This is a genomic window from Sphingomonas oleivorans (genome assembly GCF_003050615.1).
GTDB classification, from domain to species: domain Bacteria; phylum Pseudomonadota; class Alphaproteobacteria; order Sphingomonadales; family Sphingomonadaceae; genus Sphingomonas_H; species Sphingomonas_H oleivorans.
In genome coordinates this window covers 24,466-43,769 of sequence record NZ_NWBU01000004.1, presented here as the reverse complement: position 1 = coordinate 43,769, position 19,304 = coordinate 24,466, and the positions used below count along the sequence as shown (strand labels likewise).

At 64.2% G+C, this 19,304-nt stretch carries 20 protein-coding genes and 1 tRNA gene; 5 read left to right on the top strand and 16 right to left on the bottom strand.

Annotated features, from left to right (window positions below; all coding sequences use genetic code 11):
• Window positions 1-51: 51 nt before the first annotated feature.
• From CLG96_RS00415 to CLG96_RS00405, 3 genes are all read right to left on the bottom strand, one after another.
• The gene (locus CLG96_RS00415) at window positions 52-423 is read right to left on the bottom strand and encodes a hypothetical protein (RefSeq protein WP_107965905.1); all 372 of its coding nucleotides are present in this window, start codon (window positions 421-423) and stop codon (window positions 52-54) included.
• A 207-nt stretch (window positions 424-630) separates the two neighbouring features.
• Window positions 631-1,239, bottom strand: coding sequence for a hypothetical protein (locus tag CLG96_RS00410; RefSeq protein WP_107965904.1), 609 nt, complete (start codon window positions 1,237-1,239; stop codon window positions 631-633).
• A 112-nt stretch (window positions 1,240-1,351) separates the two neighbouring features.
• The gene (locus CLG96_RS00405; protein ID WP_107965903.1) at window positions 1,352-1,525 is read right to left on the bottom strand and encodes a helix-turn-helix domain-containing protein; all 174 of its coding nucleotides are present in this window, start codon (window positions 1,523-1,525) and stop codon (window positions 1,352-1,354) included.
• Window positions 1,526-1,794: 269 nt separating this feature from the next.
• Between CLG96_RS00405 and CLG96_RS00400 the strand changes: the two genes are divergently transcribed.
• Window positions 1,795-2,259 carry a GNAT family N-acetyltransferase gene (locus tag CLG96_RS00400; protein WP_107965902.1) on the top strand — a complete coding sequence of 155 codons (465 nt, stop codon included), beginning with the start codon at window positions 1,795-1,797 and terminating at the stop codon, window positions 2,257-2,259.
• A gap of 93 nt (window positions 2,260-2,352) precedes the next feature.
• On the opposite strand, the gene CLG96_RS00395 is transcribed toward CLG96_RS00400, so the two are convergent.
• Window positions 2,353-3,876: a HEPN domain-containing protein gene (locus CLG96_RS00395; protein ID WP_107965901.1), complete on the bottom strand. Its 1,524-nt coding sequence runs from the start codon at window positions 3,874-3,876 to the stop codon at window positions 2,353-2,355.
• Entirely contained in the window at window positions 3,873-4,502 is a 630-nt protein-coding gene (locus tag CLG96_RS00390) for a hypothetical protein (RefSeq protein ID WP_107965900.1), read from the bottom strand. The genes CLG96_RS00395 and CLG96_RS00390 overlap by 4 nt, the downstream gene beginning before the upstream one ends.
• Window positions 4,503-4,640: 138 nt before the next feature.
• Between CLG96_RS00390 and CLG96_RS00385 the strand changes: the two genes are divergently transcribed.
• Entirely contained in the window at window positions 4,641-4,826 is a 186-nt protein-coding gene (locus tag CLG96_RS00385; RefSeq protein WP_107965899.1) for a hypothetical protein, read from the top strand.
• A 42-nt stretch (window positions 4,827-4,868) separates the two neighbouring features.
• On the opposite strand, the gene CLG96_RS00380 is transcribed toward CLG96_RS00385, so the two are convergent.
• The 3 genes from CLG96_RS00380 to CLG96_RS00370 form a co-directional block, all read right to left on the bottom strand.
• Entirely contained in the window at window positions 4,869-5,756 is an 888-nt protein-coding gene (locus CLG96_RS00380; RefSeq protein ID WP_107965898.1) for a hypothetical protein, read from the bottom strand.
• Window positions 5,753-6,949, bottom strand: coding sequence for a tyrosine-type recombinase/integrase (locus CLG96_RS00375; protein WP_107965897.1), 1,197 nt, complete (start codon window positions 6,947-6,949; stop codon window positions 5,753-5,755). The genes CLG96_RS00380 and CLG96_RS00375 overlap by 4 nt, the downstream gene beginning before the upstream one ends.
• A 164-nt stretch (window positions 6,950-7,113) precedes the next feature.
• Window positions 7,114-7,187 (bottom strand) — tRNA-Gly (locus CLG96_RS00370).
• 276 nt (window positions 7,188-7,463) lie between these two features.
• On the opposite strand from CLG96_RS00370, the gene CLG96_RS00365 reads away from it, so the two are divergent.
• Complete coding sequence (locus CLG96_RS00365) at window positions 7,464-7,829, top strand: HMA2 domain-containing protein (protein WP_107965896.1); 366 nt, start codon at window positions 7,464-7,466, stop codon at window positions 7,827-7,829.
• On the opposite strand, the gene CLG96_RS00360 is transcribed toward CLG96_RS00365, so the two are convergent.
• From CLG96_RS00360 to CLG96_RS00350, 4 genes are read right to left on the bottom strand one after another with little or no spacing between them, the layout of a single operon-like run.
• Window positions 7,826-10,738 (bottom strand): cation-translocating P-type ATPase, encoded by a 2,913-nt coding sequence (locus tag CLG96_RS00360; protein ID WP_165799466.1) that lies wholly within the window; start codon window positions 10,736-10,738, stop codon window positions 7,826-7,828. The genes CLG96_RS00365 and CLG96_RS00360 overlap by 4 nt on opposite strands.
• 16 nt (window positions 10,739-10,754) lie before the next feature.
• Window positions 10,755-11,306 carry an HMA2 domain-containing protein gene (locus CLG96_RS18430; RefSeq protein WP_133175310.1) on the bottom strand — a complete coding sequence of 184 codons (552 nt, stop codon included), beginning with the start codon at window positions 11,304-11,306 and terminating at the stop codon, window positions 10,755-10,757.
• Window positions 11,299-11,586: a DUF5132 domain-containing protein gene (locus CLG96_RS00355; protein WP_107965894.1), complete on the bottom strand. Its 288-nt coding sequence runs from the start codon at window positions 11,584-11,586 to the stop codon at window positions 11,299-11,301. The genes CLG96_RS18430 and CLG96_RS00355 overlap by 8 nt, the downstream gene beginning before the upstream one ends.
• A 47-nt stretch (window positions 11,587-11,633) precedes the next feature.
• Window positions 11,634-11,924 carry a hypothetical protein gene (locus CLG96_RS00350; protein ID WP_207796518.1) on the bottom strand — a complete coding sequence of 97 codons (291 nt, stop codon included), beginning with the start codon at window positions 11,922-11,924 and terminating at the stop codon, window positions 11,634-11,636.
• A gap of 290 nt (window positions 11,925-12,214) precedes the next feature.
• On the opposite strand from CLG96_RS00350, the gene CLG96_RS00345 reads away from it, so the two are divergent.
• Window positions 12,215-13,219: an LLM class flavin-dependent oxidoreductase gene (locus CLG96_RS00345; RefSeq protein WP_107965893.1), complete on the top strand. Its 1,005-nt coding sequence runs from the start codon at window positions 12,215-12,217 to the stop codon at window positions 13,217-13,219.
• 205 nt (window positions 13,220-13,424) lie between these two features.
• Here the strand turns inward: CLG96_RS00345 and CLG96_RS00340 are convergent, their stop codons facing one another.
• The 3 genes from CLG96_RS00340 to CLG96_RS00330 form a co-directional block, all read right to left on the bottom strand.
• Window positions 13,425-14,177 carry a sugar transferase gene (locus CLG96_RS00340; protein ID WP_243395544.1) on the bottom strand — a complete coding sequence of 251 codons (753 nt, stop codon included), beginning with the start codon at window positions 14,175-14,177 and terminating at the stop codon, window positions 13,425-13,427.
• 528 nt (window positions 14,178-14,705) lie between these two features.
• Window positions 14,706-15,509 carry a universal stress protein gene (locus tag CLG96_RS00335; protein ID WP_107965892.1) on the bottom strand — a complete coding sequence of 268 codons (804 nt, stop codon included), beginning with the start codon at window positions 15,507-15,509 and terminating at the stop codon, window positions 14,706-14,708.
• Window positions 15,510-15,657: 148 nt separating this feature from the next.
• Window positions 15,658-15,936 (bottom strand): hypothetical protein, encoded by a 279-nt coding sequence (locus CLG96_RS00330; protein WP_107965891.1) that lies wholly within the window; start codon window positions 15,934-15,936, stop codon window positions 15,658-15,660.
• An 85-nt stretch (window positions 15,937-16,021) separates the two neighbouring features.
• Between CLG96_RS00330 and CLG96_RS00325 the strand changes: the two genes are divergently transcribed.
• Entirely contained in the window at window positions 16,022-16,534 is a 513-nt protein-coding gene (locus CLG96_RS00325) for a Ros/MucR family transcriptional regulator (protein WP_107965890.1), read from the top strand.
• A 118-nt stretch (window positions 16,535-16,652) separates the two neighbouring features.
• On the opposite strand, the gene CLG96_RS00320 is transcribed toward CLG96_RS00325, so the two are convergent.
• Complete coding sequence (locus CLG96_RS00320; protein ID WP_107965889.1) at window positions 16,653-19,268, bottom strand: MGH1-like glycoside hydrolase domain-containing protein; 2,616 nt, start codon at window positions 19,266-19,268, stop codon at window positions 16,653-16,655.
• Between the last annotated feature and the right edge of the window lie 36 nt (window positions 19,269-19,304).

Sequence of the window (19,304 nt, the reverse complement as noted above, 5' to 3'; positions counted from 1 at the left end):
GATGTTGTCGGCGCAAGGCGTCGGCATGGATGCGGCGGTCATGGGATTGTGTCATGGCCGCTTCTCCCGGCTGAGCCGCCGCTGGCGATCGTAGGCCGCTTCTATCTCGGCGGTGATGATCTCATCGGTCTTGCGCGCGCCCAGCGCCGCGCTGCGGGCGTAGCAATAGGAAGCGCAGGCGGTGAACAGCGCCCGGTCCAGCATCCGCTCCACGTCCACGATGCGAGTGCTGACGGATGCCAGTTCGGCGACGATCTCCCGGTTGCTGGTGTCGGGGGATGGCGGGTTGGCGAGCGCCGCGACGCCAGCCTTCACGCTGCGTTGAAGCACGGCATAGGCGCTGATACCGTGCCGCTCGGCCAGCGCTCGGAGCGCCTTGTCGAGCGAAACGGGCAGGCGGACGGTGTATTGCACCGGCTTCATAGCGCCGCTTCCCCGAGAGTGCGCCGCGCACTCTCGAAAAGCCGCGCAAATGCGACGGTTCGCCAATCCGCCGACCCCGCGCACTCGCGGCGCACTCTCGAAAAATGGCGGAAAAGCGGGATGCACCCGTGCGTGAGGTGTGTTTCTGAATTGTTGGCTCGATGCGTAGCATCGCAGCCCCGCGACCTTGCCTCATGGGCGACCGGCTCAAACATGGTCCGGTCCTTTCCGGCAGGCTTTGCACATGGCGCTGGCCGCCTCACTGGAGCAGCAATCTCCGGCCTCGCCGGGGCTGGTATCCGGCACGGCATCGGCCTCGCGCTGCCCGGACGCCCATGCTGCGATCATCGCCTTGGCGGCACGGTCGGCGGGCTTGCGGTCGATCTCTTCCGGGACAGGCCGCATGGCGTGAAGATCATGGTCCCGGACCCATGCGACGATGGCGTCCTCGATGGCCTTCTCCATATGCCTGTGGAGGGCTTGCGCCTCGAACGGATTGAGGTGGGCGGTCACGCCGGGGGAGAGGATCAGGCCGCCCAGCGGGAACCAGTGATCGCCCGCCACCTGCCACGGGCCATCGATCCGGCAGGTGGACAGGTCGCCACGATAGATAGCGATGGGCGGGCGCTCGGCGCGTTGCCACGGGATCAGCGAATTGCGGAGCGTGTCGCCGTCCTCGTCGTCGGCAACGATCCTGTTGAGCAACGGCATCACATGGGGCGCGACGCGGGCGTTGATGGATGCGCGATAGGTGACCTTGCGATCACGGCGCGGCAGGTCGGCAAGCCAGTCCATGGCCTTGCGGAAAACAGGCATGGGGCATCCTTTCTTGGAATCAGGTGCGGGTGTGCGGATTGTCGGGAGGGCTGGCCCGGCGGCGTGGAGTGGCCCGCCAATTCAAAAGGCAGGGCCACGGAGCGCCTTCGGGTCAGGCGTCCTTGCGGGACTCGGCCAGCCGGGCGAGCGATGCGGTCGTCACCAGCGTTCTGGTTCCGATCTTGATCGCCTCAAGCCTATGGGACTTTATTAGCCCGTATATGGACGAACGGCCAATGCTCAGAGCCTTGGCGGCGGCGTTGATCGAGATGGCAAGCGGTTCCATGTGCGTCTCCGTGGTTGCCGATTCGCGGCGGGAGACGCTTCAAGTTGCACATGGTCGCTGGTGTGTCGTCCAGCATTGAAAAAAGCCGCAGAAATCCGCAAAATTTTGCAAATACAGAAAAGAACGCAGCCTCCCAGAAATGCCCTTTGGAGCTACCGGAGTCGCGCAGGGTCGGGGCTGCCGTTCGGCAAGCGCCCCCGTCTTTGCCGTTCCAGAACTGCCGTCACGGCGTCCGATTGCCGCCATGATCGTCGCTAACCTTTCATGCCATGACGATCATCAGGCCCGCGATCTTTCCCAATGACGCAGCTTCGGTGCTGAGCATCTGGCGCGAGTTTGTCGCAAACTCCCCGGTCAATCTCGACTATCAACGAAATGGCGCAGAGTTCGCGAGTTTGCCCGGCAAGTATGCAGCACCGAAGGGACTCGTGTTGCTTGCGGAGCGAGGTGACGAAATCGAAGGCTGCGTCGCATTACGGGAAGTCAGCACCACCATATGCGAAATGAAGCGGCTGTATGTCCGTCCCCATGCACGCGGCAGCAACGTGGGCCGCATGTTGGTGGAACGACTGATCGCGGAGGCCCGTGGCGTTGGATATCGCGAAATGAGGCTCGACGTGCAGGAAAAGTCCCTCTCCGCTCGAAAGCTTTATTCGGCCTTTGGCTTCGTCCCCGCAGAGGCGATCTCGTTCAATCCGGTTCCCGGCGCATCGTTCCTCGGCCTACACCTATAGCGATTCAGCGCCCCGACCATAGCGGCAGCTATTGCTCACCTTGCCCTCGGAGGCGGCCAGATCGTTCACCACCCCCATGGCCATTCTGTGTAATCAAGGCTCATTCTGCATCCGCACGATCGATCCCGGCTGCGCCTGATATTCGATCGTCGCCACTGTGGGCGGGCGGCTCTTGTCGCAATAGCGCACGGTGATGACGTCGTTCCGGATCGCGGGACACAGGCCGGAGCCGTAGAGAATGTCGGCGAGCGCATCGAAGGTCGTGGCTTTGGCGCGATAGGCGCCGGTCCAGCGCACCGCCCAAATGTCCTCGTTGGCCTTGATCCGATAGCCTGCACGATCCGCGACCTTCCCGACCGCTCCCAGCACCGTGTCGGCGTGAACGTCAAAATCCAGCACGGCGGAAGGATCGGCCGGTGTCGATCGGCTGGGTTGCTCGGAGGGAACGGTCTGCACTTGCCACAGTGCGGCTTCCGCCCCGGCCAGAAACAGGCATAGCCCGAGCGCGCCTAACGCAATGCGCTCGGACCACAGCCCGAACGCATCCGAGCGCCAGAATCCACGGTCGGGGATAAGGCGATTCCAGCGGAATTGCGACGGCGATGCACGGCGAGCGATCTGCCATATCTGCTGCGGCAGATTGGAGGGCTCAACAAGCAGGGGCAGCGGCATCGCTGGCAGCTTTCCCGGCGATGACTGTAGCAAGGGGGTCGGCGAGGCCGGAGCAAGGGAATCCAGATGGTCCGCGCACGCCTCAAGCACCCGGCATCGCAATATCTCGACCCGTGCGAACGCCCATGCCAGTTCCTGCGCGGTGATGCGGTAGGATCGCCCATATCGGGCCTCGACATAGGCACGCCGGATGCAGCCGAAGGCCCGGCGCGCGAACGGCGTTTCTCGCGGCCATGCCGCGCACAGGCGCGCGTCCAGCGCCTCGGCGGCCTCGCGCAACTCGTCCAGCGCGTGGGTGCGGGGCGCGTGCAGAGTGATCGACCACAGCACCGACAGATAGAAATGCTCGCACGCCTGATGCAGCAATAGCGCTGCCATCGGCGCATTGCCCTGATGCCGGTAGAAGGCCGCGCCCAGCAGGAAATCGCAGCCGCTTCGGTGCCAGCGGGTGAACTTCGCCAGCCCGTGCGTTCGCCGTTCCGGTGCCGGCAGACGACGCGGCTCCTGCAACCGCAGGCCTTCCATCCGGTAGAGGGCGATTCCCTCGGTCGCGATGGTGACGAAATGCGGCACGCCTTCGATCAGCGCGCAGTTGACCCGTTCCAGACTCTCGACGGTCAGGCGCACCGGATGCGTGATCTCGCCGAACTCCCATGCACGGCGCAGTCGGTCGCGCACCATGCGCCAGTCCCGTTCGCTGCGAGCCAGCCGGGGATAGTTGACGATCGCCAGCAGGCGGAAAGCCTCTCCCGGCGCGACATGCTCCCAATCCCGCGTTGCGTGAGGACCATGCAGGATCAGCGTGAGGATGCGGCCCGCCCGATATTGTTCGGACAGCCTGCCCTTGGTCGTTTCGGCAAACGCCTCGAACAGCATCGCCGTGATGCGGTGAAGCTCCTGACGGATCGGCATCGGCAGATGGTCCATGTCGGTGCGCAGCGTCATGTCCGCGCCTCCCGCCGATGGCGGCGCCAGCCCTTTGGGCGTGGATGCCCGGTCACGTCATGCACGCGGTCCAGCAGGGCGCGCAGCAAGGGGCGAACCTGATGCACGGTGAAGCCACCATCGTCCGGCTCGGGTTCATCCCAGCGGGGACGGTTCCATTTCCAATAGGGCGTGAGAATCGTCGCGAGCCGCGCCATGTCGGGGCAGTCGTGGGCAAGCCCGGTCGCATTGGCGTAGGCCAACGATTTTGCGACGCGCAGGCCGATATGACGGGCGCACCACGCATCGGGGAAACCGACATCGAGCAGATGCGCGCTCAACGCCAATTGGGCGACGATGCCGGCATGGTAAAGCATTTCCTTCCGGTGGAAGGGGAAGCCTGCCTCGATGCTGGTAAAGAAGCTCTCGGCGGTATGATAGCGGGAGCGGCTGAGTGAGCGCCCTGCCTTGCTCCGGCCGATGGATACCGGCTCGTCGTCATGATCCCGATGAAGGGCCGCCAGTGCCTCGCCCCAAGGCGAGGCGATCGTGGGAATGACGACGGGCGCCACGGTCAGCGCGCGCAGCAGCGCACGACGGGAGGTGCCGCCAGTCGAATCACCGGAAGAAAGATCGCGTGGCGTCATGGGCCTGCCTTCCTCAGCATCGTCCCGGAAAGCCGCTCGACGCTCCGGGAAGCTATAAGCGGCACCGCTTATAGCGCTAAAGGCGGCAAACTTTCAATAACCGGCACCGCTTAATCTGCTTACGATTGATCGAGCCTGATGCGCGGTTACGACGCTCCCATGGGAAGACCGCCACTCAATGTGAAATCGACCAACATCCGTCTGCCGGAAGGTCTCGGTGAGCGGATCGACAAACTGGTGGGGCGGCAGCGGCGGGCAGCCTTCATACGGGACGTGCTGGAACGGGAGGTCGAGCGGTTGGAAGACGAGCAAGGCCGTAAGTGATTCATTGCCGTTCCGGTCGCCGACCGGTGACCCGACCGGCGACTACGGCGCAATGGTCTTCAAGCGATAAAAAATCTTCTCGGCGTAAGGCGCCAATTGGTCGCCACGCGGCACATCGCCGGACGAGTCAGCGGCGGCCTCAAACCACTCAGAGAGCCAGTCTTTGATCGTGCGGACCGATTTCGCCCGATCGCTCAAATCGAGACTGTCCAGCCGAGGATCGTTCATCAGCGAAATGATCGCGTCGGCATAGCCGTACTTGGGGTTGCGGCCCGGGCCAGCCTTCCGCTTGGGCTTGCTCATTGCGATCATCTTCTCAACGTCGTCGCGATGAACGTAAAGATCAGCAGGGATAGACATTGCGGTCGGAAACCGCATGACCATGCCGCGATCCCTGCTATGCTCGGAAAAGAGGAAGTAGCGCAGCCGACCAAAAAACTGCCGCCGATTGAGAAGCTTCCGCTTCTTACCGAAACGAGACAGGTAATAGGCTTTGGGGCCAGAGGCTTTCTGCAGATGGCCTAGAAATTCGTCAAAATGCCGATCGGCAGCGTGAGGCAAAGCCAGCGGGGCGTCGGGCGTCGTCAAGCCATACTGGTAGGCTTGGCGCCAGAGGTGCGGCGCAACCGTGGCGACCAAGAAAGCCAGCACGAGAAGGAATAGGGCGTTTGCCGATTTTGAATGTATCGAGATTAGCAAGCCGAGCAGGAACACCAGAAACAAGAAACCGAACAGCAGGCTGGTGACGAAAGCGAGATTGTAATATCGCTGAAAGACTGGCTTCTCACGCTTGATGACGGCCGCATTTGCTTTCAATCCCTCGTCCAAATCCTCCGATGTGAATTGGGCCAAGGCTTTCCAGAGAGGGACGTTCTCGGAATCCTCCGTGTCAGAGGCGATCTTCCATCCTGCGGCGGGATTGCCCGTCACCTATTTCCTCCCTCCCGCAACTCATCCAGATAGTCACTCCACCATTGGGCCATCTCGACACGCTCCCGCCAATAGGCGGACTGATTGTAGATACGCCGAACACTTCCCGCCACCATATGGGCCAGCGCCCGTTCGATCGCGTCGGGGTTCCACTTTCCCGACTCGTTCAGCAGCGACGATGCCGATGTGCGGAAGCCGTGGGCGGTCATCTGCTCCTTGGAATAGCCCATGCGCCGCAGCGCCGCGTTGATCGTGTTGTCGCTGATCGGCCTCGCCCGTGTCCGGACGGAAGGGAACGCGTAGCGGCCCGAGCCGGATAGCTGGCGCATCTCGGTGAGGATCGCCAGCGCCTGCCGGGACAAGGGCACTGAATGGGGCTGGCGCATCTTCATCTTCCCCTCCGGAATGATCCAGACGGCTTTCTCGAAATTGACCTCCGCCCATTCCATCTGTCGCAATTCACCGGGACGCTGGAACACATGAGGCGTGAGCTTCAAGGCATACATGACGGACGGGTCGCCCTGATAATCCTCCACCGCTCGAAGCAAGGCACCGAACTCGACCGGGTCGGTGATCGCAGCGAAGTGCTTGACCCTCGGCGTGGTCAGCGCGCCCAGCAGCAATTGAGCGGGGTCGCGCTCGGCCCGTGCGGTTGCCACTGCGTAACGGAACACGCGGCTGGCGAATGAGCGCAACTGCTTGGTAGCTTCCAACCGGCCCCGCCGTTCGTGCTTCCTCAGTTCGTGAAGCAATTCCTGCGGTGTGATGTCTGCGACTGGCCGCTTGCCGAAGTCGGTGCCGAGCAGTTTGAGAAGCCAGCGCTGCTTTTCCAACGTGGCTTGCGCGATGCCCTCGCGGCCCTTCTTTTCGATCAGCTCCTCGGCGACGGTCGCAAAGCTGTTGCTTGCACGGACGCTCGCTTCAATGCGTGCCTGCCGCTTGGCGGCATTGGGATCAACCGCATGGGCCAGTTGCCTACGGGCCGCGTCGCGAGCCGTTCGCGCCTCGGCCAAAGTGATTTCAGGGTATGACCCCAACGCCAGTTTCCGCTCCACTCCGTCTATGCGGTATTTAACGCGCCATAGCTTGCTGCCTCTCGGATTGACCAAGAGGTAAAGCCCCTGAGAATCGGCCACCTTGTAGGGCTTCGCCTTGGGGCGGGCGTTGCGGATCGCGGTATCGGTCAGCGCCATTGGGGGCCTCGATTCTGCGGAGGCCTCTCGAGGCCCCCAAATTAGGCCCCCATCGTGCGCAATTATGGGCAAGCAGAGGCGATCACCGACAACCAGTGATTGCCTCAAAACTAGCGGAAATCAGGGGTTTTTCAACTTCTGGCAACCATGGCCAGACAGGATTTTGGAGCGGGTGAAGGGAATCGAACCCTCGTCGTAAGCTTGGGAAGCTTCTGCTCTACCATTGAGCTACACCCGCAAAACCCAATCGGATCAACCTCTTAGGCTTGCTCACCGGCGTCTTGTTTCGACGGTGATCCCGTCGAAATTGCGACGGGCAAAGCTTCGATAGCCGGATAGGCGACCGAAGAAAAGGGGGATCGCCGATACCGGAATAGGCCAAGGCGCGCACGCCCTGCGCGACATGGGGGGAGGTGGAGGCAGATATCGTCCTGTCCCGCCGAATCGCGGCGCCATCTCTTTGTAACATAAAGGGATTATTGGGCGCCTGACCAAGACAGGATTTCGCAGGACAATGATGCTGGAATTTGCCCATTCGGTTCCCGGCCGGCTCCGGCTGCAGGGCAGGCCCTTCGATCGGGATCCCGGCACGGCCGGGCTGGTGCGGCGCAAGCTGCTCCAGATCGCCGGCGTGGAACGTGTGACGACCAATGGCGCGACCGGCAGCTATGTCATCTGGTATGATCGTTACAGCCTGTCCTTCGATGAACTTTGGGATCATCTCCTCGAAGCCCGGCTGGTGGGTTTCGGAAGCGCCGGGCCCGCACGGGCGGGTGACGGCCCGGACCTGGGCCAGGCGCTGGTCGAGGCGGCGTCGCGGACGCTGCTTACCAAGCTCGCCGAACGGTCGGCCGGCGCATTGCTGTGCGCGCTGATCTAGCGCAGCTTTTCACCTCCGCCCGAACCGAGCGCCATGGCCGCGCCGCCCGCGGCCAGGGCAATTCCACTGTCGATCAGGTCGATCGGTCCGCCGCAAAGGCGGCGCAGGCCAGGCAGGAATAGCGCGGCGGCCGCCGCCGTGCCCGAAAGCATGAGCGCCCCGGGCAGATAGTCCCTGCCATTTTCGCTCTTCTGCCCGGCCGGGCGCGCGGCGCGATAGGGCAGGGCATAGAGGAGCTGGGCGGCGATCAGGCTCGCAAAGCCGACCGCGCCGCTCCGCACGCCCGCCCCATGGCGCAGCGTGGCGCTGAGCCCGCCCGCCAGGGCCGTCCCGGTGATGATCGCCGCGTCGCGGCCGAGCGTCCCATAATCGGCGCGCGAGACGATCGGTTCCTGCGCGTCGCGGGGTGGCCGCTGCATCAGGCCCGCCGCGGGCGGCTCCAGCGCCAGCCCGATCGCCGGCAGCACGTCCGTGACGAGGTTCAGCCAGAGCAGTTGCACCGGAGTGAGCGGCTGCCCGATGCCGCTCGCGACCGACACCAGCATCAGCATTATCTCGCTCAGATTGGTCGCCAGCAGATAGGCGATCGCGCGACGGATATTGTCATAGGTGGCCCGCCCATTCTCGATCGCGGTGACGAGGCCTTCGAGCTCGTCGGTAAGCAGGATGACATCCGCCGTCTGCCGGGCCGCGTCCGTGCCGCCGCCCAGCGCTATACCGATATCGGCGGCGCGCAGCGACGGCGCGTCGTTGATCCCGTCGCCGACCATCGCGACGACCAGCCCCGCGCGCCGCAATGTCTCGATGATCTGCAGCTTCTGCGCAGGTGTGACGCGGGAGAAGACATGGTCCGCGATCATCCCCGGCCCGTTCGGCGGAAGGGTGGCGATGCCGTTGCGCGCGAGGGCGCCTTGCGGGGTGATGCCGTTGCTCAGCCCCAGCTCGTCCGCGATCGCCGCGGCAGTGGCGGCCTGATCGCCCGTCACGATCACCGTGCCGATTCCCGCTTCGTGAAAGCGCGTCATGACCCTTGCCGCATCGGAGCGGACGGGATCCATCATCGCCACCATCCCCGCCCAGGCGAGCTCGCCCTCATCCAGCGCCGAGGCGACACCCAGCACACGCATCGCCGCCTGGCCCAGCGCCTGATTCTCGGCCTCGATCCTGCGGCGCTCCGCCGCGTCCAGCGGGCGGCGCTCGCTATCGGCCAGCGTCCAGCGGCATAGCGCCAGCACATCCTCCGGATTGCCCTTTACCGCCCTCAGCGTCGCGCCCGTCTCGAGCCCGTGGCGGGTGGTCATGTAGCGCCGATTCTCGCTCCGCTGCGAGGCAGAGAGGCGGGGCCGGCGCGCGCGGAGCGCCGCCACGTCGAGCCCGCTGCGCAATGCCGCCTGGAGGAGCGCCGTTTCGGTGGACGATCCCGTCACCTCCTGCTCTGTCCCGCCCTCGTTCAGCTCGGCATCGTTGCAGAGGGCGCAGAGTTCGAGGAGCTGGACGAGATCCTGCTGCTCGCCCGGATCGATCGCCGTGCCGACATCGCCTTCCATCCGCAGCACATGCGGCCCGGTCATCCGGAAATCGCCCTGCGGCGTGATGATCCGCGCGACTTCCATGCGGTTGAGCGTCAGCGTGCCGGTCTTGTCGAAACAGATGATCTGGATGGTGGAAAGCCCCTCCACGGCGGGGAGGGCGCGGATCAATATGCCTTTGCGCCGCAGCGAATCGATGCCCAGCGCCAATGTGGTGGTGGCAAGCGTCGGCAGCCCCTCGGGCACCGCGGCCACCGCCAGCGATACCGCCACGCGCAGCATGGGCAACATGCCATGTCCCCGGACCATGCCGAGCGCGAAGACCGCGCCGCAGGCGGCGAGCGAGATGCCGACCAGCTCGCGGCCGAGCCGGGCGAGCTGATGCTGCAACGGCGTCTGCTGTGGCTCGACCGCGCCGATCATCGACTGGATCCGGCCGATCTCGCTCATCCGGCCGGTCGCGACCACGACCGCGCGGCCCGCGCCACCCGTCACGAGCGTTCCGCGAAAGACCATGTTCGTGCGTTCGGCGAGCGGGCAATCGGGGGGAAGCAGCCTGTCGGCGGACTTTTCGATGGGAAGGCTCTCGCCCGTCAGCAGCGCTTCGCCGATGCTCAGTCCATCCGTCGCGATCAGCCGCGCATCGGCCGGGACGAGCGTTCCCGCGGCGAGCTCGAGGATGTCGCCAGGAACGATATCGTCCAGCGGGATCTCGCGCCCGCTCCCGTCGCGGATCACCGTGGCGAATTGCGGGCTGCCTTTCGTCAGCGCGGTGATCGTCCGTTCCGCCCGGCTTTCGCTGACATAGCCGATCTCGGCGTTGAGGCCGATGACGCCGGCGATGACGATCGCGTCGGCCAGCCCTCCGGTCGCGAGCGACAGCAGCGCGCTTGCACCGAGCAGCGCCACCGGCAGGCTCCGGAACTGGCCGAGCAATATCTCTTCCGCGCTGCGGCCGTGTAGCTCGCCGAGGCGGTTCGGCCCATGTCGCGCCAGCCGCCTCAGCCCCTCGGTCCCGCTCAGGCCTGCTTCGGTCGTGTCGAGCCGCGCCAGCACGTTGGTGACAGGGAGGGCATGCCATGCTTCCGCCCGGTTTGCGGCGATGCCGACCTTGGGGGATGGGGCTTTCGTGGATTCTCGCAGGGATTGGCGCAGCAGGCGCTCAATCCTGTCGAGCGGGACGTCGGGATCGAAGAAGATGAGGATGTTGCCGGTGATCGGGTTCGCCGAGACATGCTCGATCATCCGGCCGGGCAGATCGGCCAGGAGCTGTTGGCCCAGCTGCCCATTCCCTTTCAGCCGGGCGAGATGGAAGCGCGCCCGCCCGGGAATGGCGGCGTGGATCAGCCTTAGTTCGGCCTCGTCCGGGGCGGTGTTCATCGAGGGACCGCCATCCTCATCCCAGGCTCTCAAGCTGGTCCGCGCCAGCGCCATTGGCCGATCTCATTCGCGCATCCCGTTCGCGCCAGATGTCGATCAGCTCGCCCGCGCGCCAGAACAGCGTTGTCGCCGGGCCGAAGACATTGCCCCGGGCGAGCTGATAGAATCCCGCCCCTATCAGCCCGATATAGACGAGGGAGCGAAAGCTGTCCCTGCTGCCGGTGGTGCCGGCCAGCCATTGGTCCATCGCGTCCATATTCTGTCGGACCCGCTCGATCACCGTGCCTCGCGATCCATCGCCGGTGCGTGGTGTCGTTTCGGCGGGGGGTTCGACGAGGGCGAGCAGGCCGGTCTCGCCCACTATTTCGGTCAACCTGTCCGCACCGGTGCCAAGGATGAGGATGCTGCCCGTAGCGGGGGCGATGGTGACGGCCGCGATATTGGCGGCGCCGGCAAGCCTTTCCCTTATCGCTTCGAAAAAGCCTGTATCGCCGCGCCGTTCCGGAACGCGCAGGCGAATCCGCCCCGGCAGACGATGCGAAACATAGGCGCGCGGCAGATCAGCCACGGCCGGCCGGGGCGGAGCCGTTCCCCCCGCCCGCCGGCTGGGTGGTTCGCGCCGCTTCCCGTCGCCTTTCCTCCTGCACCTCGGCAATCAGATCGGACAGATTTTCGGAACAGCGCGCCACCGCCTCCCGCCCTTGTTCGAACAGGACGAAGCCCGTCCTGACGAGTGTCTTGGCGGCGGGGCGCAACAGCGATCCGCGCGCCAGAGCGGGTGCTACGAGCCCGCCGACGATCCCGGCAAAAAAGCCGGTCGCGGTCGTCCCGCTCAACAGTCGGGCCATGGATCATCCTCCAGGCTGTTTCCCGCGCGCGGCGAGGCGGTTGGTGTTCAGGCTGGCTGCTCCACCCGCCTGCCGCGCCGGGCTGGCGCGCCTTCATGCTCGGCTTCGTGCCGTTCGGCCATATGCCGGGAGTGATCGAGCTCCGTCCGTGCCTCGGCCACGAGATCCTCGGCGGCATCGCCGATCCCCGTATCGCGATAAAGGGTCATGCCGCCCTTGATCACGGCCTTCGCGGCAGGACGGAGCACCCGCCCGGCAATCGGCGCCAGCACCAGCGCACCGAAGCCGACGAGTAGTCCCGTGCCGAGATCGCCCTTGAACATATCCTCCAATGCCATGGATCGCCTCCATCATTCTTGAATGATCGCAGCAAACCGATCGCGCGAAGCTCTCGGCTACTCGATCGTCGGGAAGCATCGCGGATGGAACGGCCTGCGGCATTCTCGATCGCAGGCGACAGCTTCTAACGGACGATTGTCGGCTAGGTTCCGGAAAGTGCGCCGGGCTTTTTTACGGCCTCGGAGGTGGAACTCAGGAAAGTTTCATCCCGTCCGTAGCGGCATCACTTTGGCTCATCATCTTTCGTTTCGGCTGCAGCTCCCTAAATCGAGCGGGAAGGAGTTCTTGCATGATCCCCATTTCCATTCTCGATCTGGTCCGTGTGCGTGAAGGAAGTGATGCCCGCGCCGTGCTCGACAATTCGCGTGATCTTGCAGGTCATGCGGAACAATGGGGCTATCGTCGCTTCTGGGTCGCCGAACATCATAATATGCCGGGCATCGCCAGCGCCGCGACTTCGCTGGTGATCCAGCATATTGCCGCGGGCACGCGCAGCATTCGCGTCGGCGCCGGCGGGATCATGCTGCCCAATCATGCGCCGATCGTGATCGCCGAACAGTTCGGTACGCTGGCGGCGCTGTTTCCGGGCCGGATCGATCTTGGCCTCGGCCGTGCGCCGGGTACGGACCAGATCACCGTGCGCGCCCTGCGCCGCTATGCTGCCAGCGCTGACAGCTTTCCGCAGGATGTGCTGGAACTGCAGGCCTTGCTGGCGCCGGCCGGGCCCGATCAGCGCGTCCAGGCGGTGCCCAATGCGGCGGGCGACGTGCCGGTCTGGATCCTCGGATCGAGCAGCTTCGGCGCGCAGCTCGCGGCGGAGCTGGGCTTGCCTTATGCCTTCGCTTCGCATTTCGCGCCGGACGCGCTGGAGACGGCGCTGCAGATCTATCGCGCACGCTTCAAGCCGTCCGAACAGCTTGCGGCGCCGCATGCGATGGTCGGGGTCAATATCATCGCGGCGGAAAGCGATGCGGAGGCGAAGCGGCTGGCGACCACCCAGCAAATGTCCTTCGCGGATCTGCATCGCGGCGCGCGGGGGCTCAGCAAGCCGCCGATCGACGATATAGACAGCTATTGGTCGCCGGCCGAGAAGATGCAGGCGTCGCGCATGCTCGCCTGTTCGATCGTCGGATCGTCGGAGACGGTGCGCAGCGGCCTCGATCATTTCCTGCGCCGGACGGGCGCAGACGAGCTGATGATCGTATCCGACATCTTCGATCATGCCGCACGCCTGCGCTCTTACCGGATTATCGCGGAGGCGGCGCGGGAGAAGGGGCTCGGGCAGGCAGCCTGAATATTCGTGGGGCGGCGGTAGCTGCCCCCTCCTTCCACCATGTCGCCCGTCGGCAGGAGGGTGGATTGAATCGAAAATGCCGGCTTTCGCCGGCATTGAGGATCGGTATCGGAAGATCGGTATCGGTAGCTCTCGGAGGGGCGCCCGCGGGCCGATGATGCCAGCGCGGCCGGTCCCCGAGACCCGGAGATTGACGGAAGCCGGCTTAGTAGGAGCCCTTGGCGAGCAGCACGGCCGGCACGGTCATGGCGATGATGCGGAGGTCGTTCTGCACGGACTTGCGGCGCGCATAGGTCACGTCGCAGGCAACCCGGCGGCGATAGGAGACGTCGTTGCGCCCGCTGACCTGCCACAGGCCGGTAAGCCCGGGGCGGACCGCGCAATAGCTGGAGAAGTAGCGGCCGTAACGCGGGGTTTCGGCCGCGACGATGGGGCGCGGGCCAACGATGCTCATCTCGCCGCGCAGCACGTTGAAAAGCTGGGGCAGTTCATCGAAGCTCGCCTTGCGGAGAAATTCGCCGCCGCGGATGATGCGGGGATCCTTGCGCAGCTTGTGATCGCGCGCCCACTCCGCACGGGCGACGGGGTCCTTTTCGAGCAGTTCGGCGAGCCGCTGCTCGGCATTGACCACCATGGAGCGGAATTTGAGGCAGCGGAAGATCTTGCCGTTCCGCCCGATTCGTGGCTGGGCGAAGAAGATCGGCCCACGATCGGCTGCCTTGACCATCCCGGCAATGACCAGGAATAGTGGTGCGAGTGCAAGGATCGCCAGCAGGCTTATCACGATATCGAGCATCCGGATGGCTGCTTCCTGCCGTGCCGAAGGCGATGCGCCGATGGTTCTTATAACAATATCTTCTTGCCGGGAGGCTCGCTCCGGCGTGTTGCCATCAACCGGTAAGAATTGCTTGAACATCACGACGTCCCCCTCTGGGTCGCTTTTGCTGCGCTGCCGCATTTCTTAAATGCCAGTTAATCATGCCTTGGGCAATATTGAAATGATGTTCGATGCGCCCGAACATCTCATGACGGGGTGCGTCGCATTTGTTCAATCCGTCGGCCGCGCGGAGGCCGGGACCTGCCATGGGATTCTAAAGTCGCGCAAATGATTGAAGTTAAGTGAGAAATTCTCGGGTCGATCAGCGGGGGCGAGGATGACGGAGCAAGGCAGGCCGTTGATCGGGGCACGAGGATCCGCAGCCCGGTGTCAATCCGGGGGGTAAAAGTCTCTATTGGTGTTGCAGAGAATCCGAATCGCCCAATGCTGTGGCGCCGGTTTTACGCCAAGTAAAGATGATCACCGAATCGATCGGACGGTGATCATTGTTTCGGATCAGTGACGATCATCCATTGCCGAACATGGTAAATGGGCAAGATGAACTGTTGCGCCCGCCGCCGGGGGAAGCGCCAAGGCGGGCGCATATATGCTGCTCCGGGGCGCTGCGGAGCGATTCCCGATCGGCCGGCCTGGGGATATGCGATCCCGTCAGTGCCCCAGGACTAGCGGGATCCTGCTTGTCTTCAGCATCTGCTGTGTCACGCCGCCGAACAGGGCTTCGGTTACGCGCGAATGGCCGAAGGCACCCATCAGGCAATAGGATGCGCCCTGGCCGGAGCATTCCTCCTGGATGTGGACGTGGATGGGTGTCTCCCTCTGTTCGATGCGCTGGATCGTCGCCGGAATGTCGTGGCGGGAGAGATAGGCAGCCGCTTCCTCCGCCGAAACGCCTTCGGATTCGTCGCCGATCGTGAGCAGGTGGACATTGGCGGCAAGCGCAAGGAGCGGAGTGCAGGCGCGCATCGTCGCCATGACCGGCGGCGAGCCGTCCCAGGCGATCAACGCGGGGCCGGTCACGTCGAAGCGCGGGCAATCCTCGGATATCGCGACGAGCGGCTTGCGCACATGCGTCGCGATGGCGCCGGCAATTCCCTGCATGTCCGGTCCGGCGGGACTGTCCAGCTTCCGGTTGATGACGATCAGGTCGGCAAGTCCCGCCGCGGCGATGACGCAGTCGGCAATGTCCCCGACCAGGTCCACCCAATCCCAGGCGATGTCCTCATGGGCCAGCCGGGCTTCGAGCGCCTCGCGATTGCTTGCCTCACGGTTGCGTTCATCCGCCAGGAGCATCGCTTCGCCGGCTTCATTATAATAATCGCCGATCACGGCCGGCATCTGCACTATGTCGACGCATTTGAGATGGCCATTGAATGCCCTGGTGAGGTCGAGCGCCGTCTGCAGCCGAGCCTCCTGTCCGGCATCATCATGCACCAGCAGCAGGATATTCTTCATCCTGGCCTCCTTCGGCGGATATCGTTCGCATCGAGGCTAGGAAACGAGAATGTGCGCCGTAATCCGCAAGTCTACGGATGCCTTGGGGATGCCGTGGCCAATCGGCGGCAGGGCGCGGCGGGGATCGTCCGATGATTGCGCACCCCATCTAAATGGTTGCGATGATGAGTTGCAGGCAGGCCATCGCCCATCGAAGCCTCATGCCGTGGATCGGGATGTTCGCGCTGACAAGTTCGTTGGTGGTTCCGATATCGGCAGGCCGAGTCGGCACAAGAGCGGCCGGAAAGGCGCTGTCCGATCTGATAAAATTCAGATCGATGTTCGCGCTGTTCCAACCCTGTTCTTGATCTCTGGCCTCAGTGCCGTCCTCCGGGCGATGTTCCTGTCGACGAATATAATCGACGGAAAAGAGAGTTTTGGATGGCATAGTATTGTTTATGTGATCTGAGGTAACATATATCAGTTGCGTTCTGGCGTTCGCTAACTACATAGCGCGCTGCCGCAGCAGGCTTATGCAAATCACAATCTCCCGGGAAGCAATCGTGTCTGACTCAAACGACGACATCATCCAACTGGTTGCCGACATCGTTTCGGCCCATGTTTCCAATAACAACGTGTCCGTGTCGGACGTTCCGACGCTCATCCGCAGCGTGCATGGAGCGTTGATCGCGCTGGGCGCGCCCGCCGCCGAAAGCGTGGTGGAAAAGCCGGAGCCGGCCGTCTCAATCCGTGCGTCCGTGAAGCCCGACTATATCGTCGATCTGTTCACGGGTAAGAAGCTCAAGATGCTGAAGCGTCATCTCGCCACGCATCACAATATGACGCCGGCCGAATATCGCGCTTATTGGAACCTGCCGTCCGATTATCCGATGGTCGCGCCCAACTATGCCGCGCAGCGCAAGGAACTGGCGCACAAGATCGGTCTCGGCCGCAAGCCCAAGGCGGCTCCGGAGCCCGCAAAGCCCGCGCCCAAGGCCCGCGCGTCGCGCAAGGCCGCCAAGGCGCCGGAGCCGGCGGAAGCCTGAGGCTCCCGAGCTTATTGCAGGTGACGGGCACCGGAATTTCGATCATTCCGGTGCTCGTCGCGACGCTGCGCTCCCGCCCGGAACATCCGGTCGTCAATCGCATGACGGGCTGGAGCGCTTATTTTGCGGCTGTCTCGGTCGGCGTGGAAACCGCGTCGATCTGCAGCGCGGCGATCGAGGCTTCGTTGCGCGGCCCTTCGGTGCCACCGGGGCGCGCATAGACGCTGTTCACCGCCAAATAGCTCATATTGAAATAGTCGGAGAGGTCGAGCCGATAGCGGCCCTTCGGCAAGGTGAAATAGGCAACCGTGGACTCGCGCAGCGGATGAACGCCGTCCACCGGCCCGACATGCGGCATCTGGACGATCGCCTGACCGGTCGTCGCTCCCTTCATATCGACAAGGCGTAGCCGCTTCACGGCATTGGTGACGCCCGTATTAATATCGAAAAGATGATTATTATAGGCGAAGCGGAAAGCGTAAGTGCCCGCTTTCGGGATATTTATGTCCCGGATCGAGAAAGACGTGTCGCGACCCACCAGGCGCGTTGGCTGGATAAGCGTCGGCGAGGCGGGGACGAGCGGCGCGCTCGTTTCGACGCGGGCGTCCGTCACCGCGATGGTCTGGGCGAGCGAACCCCGGAGGCAGGCATCGAGCGAGGGGTGCGACTGGATCCGGCTTTCCGGATGCACCGCCGTCACCGAATAGCAGACCGTCAGGCCCGCATCGGGCGCATGCGGGTCGCGCCAGGAGGGGCCTTCCACATTGCTCGCTACCGCCACGCCGTCGCGTAGCACCGTATAGCGCAGCTTCTGTCTGCCCTGCGATGGGGCGATATCCAGCACGATGTCATTGCCCGCGCGCCGGACCGCCGCGATCGCCGGGGTCCAGGGGGAGAAGACCGTGGGATCGTCATGGCTGCGGCTCGGTACGGCGGGGGCGAGCGTGATCCCGCCTTCGCCGGGCCGGACCGCGCCGAACGTCACCTCGATCAGATTGTCCTCAGTGCGGAGCTTCGTCAGGTCGAGCTGCGCGTCGCTCGGCGCGCCGTTCAGGCGGATCGAGGCGACCGGATAATAGCCGCTGCCGCCGGCCGCCGCCGGAAGATGCAGCAAGATCCGCAGCGGCTTGCCGCGATAGGACAGGCGATCGAGCGTAGCGTTGTTCCCATCGCCCAACAGGCGCCGGCTGCTCGTGGTGAGGAAGGGATCGATGCGGACGCCGGATGCATCGACATGATAGCCGAACAGCGTTTCCGTCACCATGCCGATATAGCCGCCGACCGACCAGAGCTGGCGGCGCGAATTGATCACCGGCCCGCCATCATGTTCGGACTTGCCGGTGAGCCATTCGAGATTTTCCATGTTCGACAGATGAAGCGCCGCGCCGCGCATCAGCGAGGCGACCGCATTATCCGCGACGGCGACATTGCGCACCCGCGCCGCCGCCTTCAGGCTGTAGGCGGTGACGAACGGCCAGATGGCACGGTTGTGATAAGGCACCATGCCCGGCTGGTGCGGGAAATAGACCGGCACGCCATAGGGCGCATGGGGATAGCGCGAAACGACGCTCAGCGCGCGATCCGTATCGGCGATGCCGGAAATTATGGCGAGCGCGCTGCCCAGCATGTCGAACTTGGCGATCGGCGCGGCGGTCGGATCGGCGGTGGTGAGGCTGGCATAGAGGCCCGCCTCCGGCATCCAGAAACGATCATTTATGGCGCTCTTCAGCGCATCGGCCCAGCCGTCATATTTCGTCGCCTCCGCCGCATCGCCGCGCTCGCGGCCGAGGCGCGCGGCAAGGCGCAGCGCGCGATATTGAACGATATTGGTCGAAAGCCCCTTGGATGCTGACATCTTCGCGAGATGATCGACGATCCAGGGCGCATAGGTCTGCTCGCGCCAGTCGAGGAAGCTGTGCTCGCCGCCATAAAGGCCCGTCAGGGGATCGAAGGCGGCCTCCCGATCCGCCTCCACCGTCCCGCGCAGCGCGGCATAGGCCTTTTCGGCGAAGGCCGCGCGCTCGGCATCGGGCAGTTGCGCCAGCACGGCCTCCGCGCCCAGCGCCCAGCTCGTGCGATCGGTGCTGACCGGCCAGCTTCCGCCCGACCCCGTATCCTGGATGATCTGCGTCGATCCGGCCGGCAAGGTGGAGGGAATGGCTGCGCCGTCGCGGAAGCCGCTCGTCTTGAACAATAGTGAGTTCACCGCGCGCGCGGGATCGATCCCGGCCAGCCCCAGATCGACCGCATAGGAAAGGTCGCGCGTCCAGACATAGGGCCATTTCTCGCCCGTCTGGAAGCAGTTGCAGTCAATGTCCCTGCCGTCATTATAGGCGTCGTCGCGAATGCTGCTGGCGCTGTCGAGCCGAGCATCGTCCAGCGCCAGCGCGAACAGCGCATCGAACAGCAGGCTGCCGCTATGGACGGAGGGACGATCCGCCTGCTCGGCGATGCGCCGTTCGGATGGGCCATTGTCGCGCTGCGGCGCGGTCGAGCGCAGCGTGAAGCTTCTGAGCGGACCCTCGCTCGGATCGACCGTCACGGTGACGCGCTCCGTCCGTCCGTCCGGATCGCCCGGATAGGGCGCATAGTCCTGCGAAACGGTCGGGGCTGGTCTGGCCGCGCCCGTCGCGGCGGGGGGAACGGCTTGGGCGCAGCCGCTGTTGATGAATGCCAGTGGCGCGCCCGCGAGCAGCAGCAGGCAACGGCGATGGGGCGCGGAAAAGATCGACATGGGTTTTATATCCTCGTCCTAAGGGCTTGTGTGATT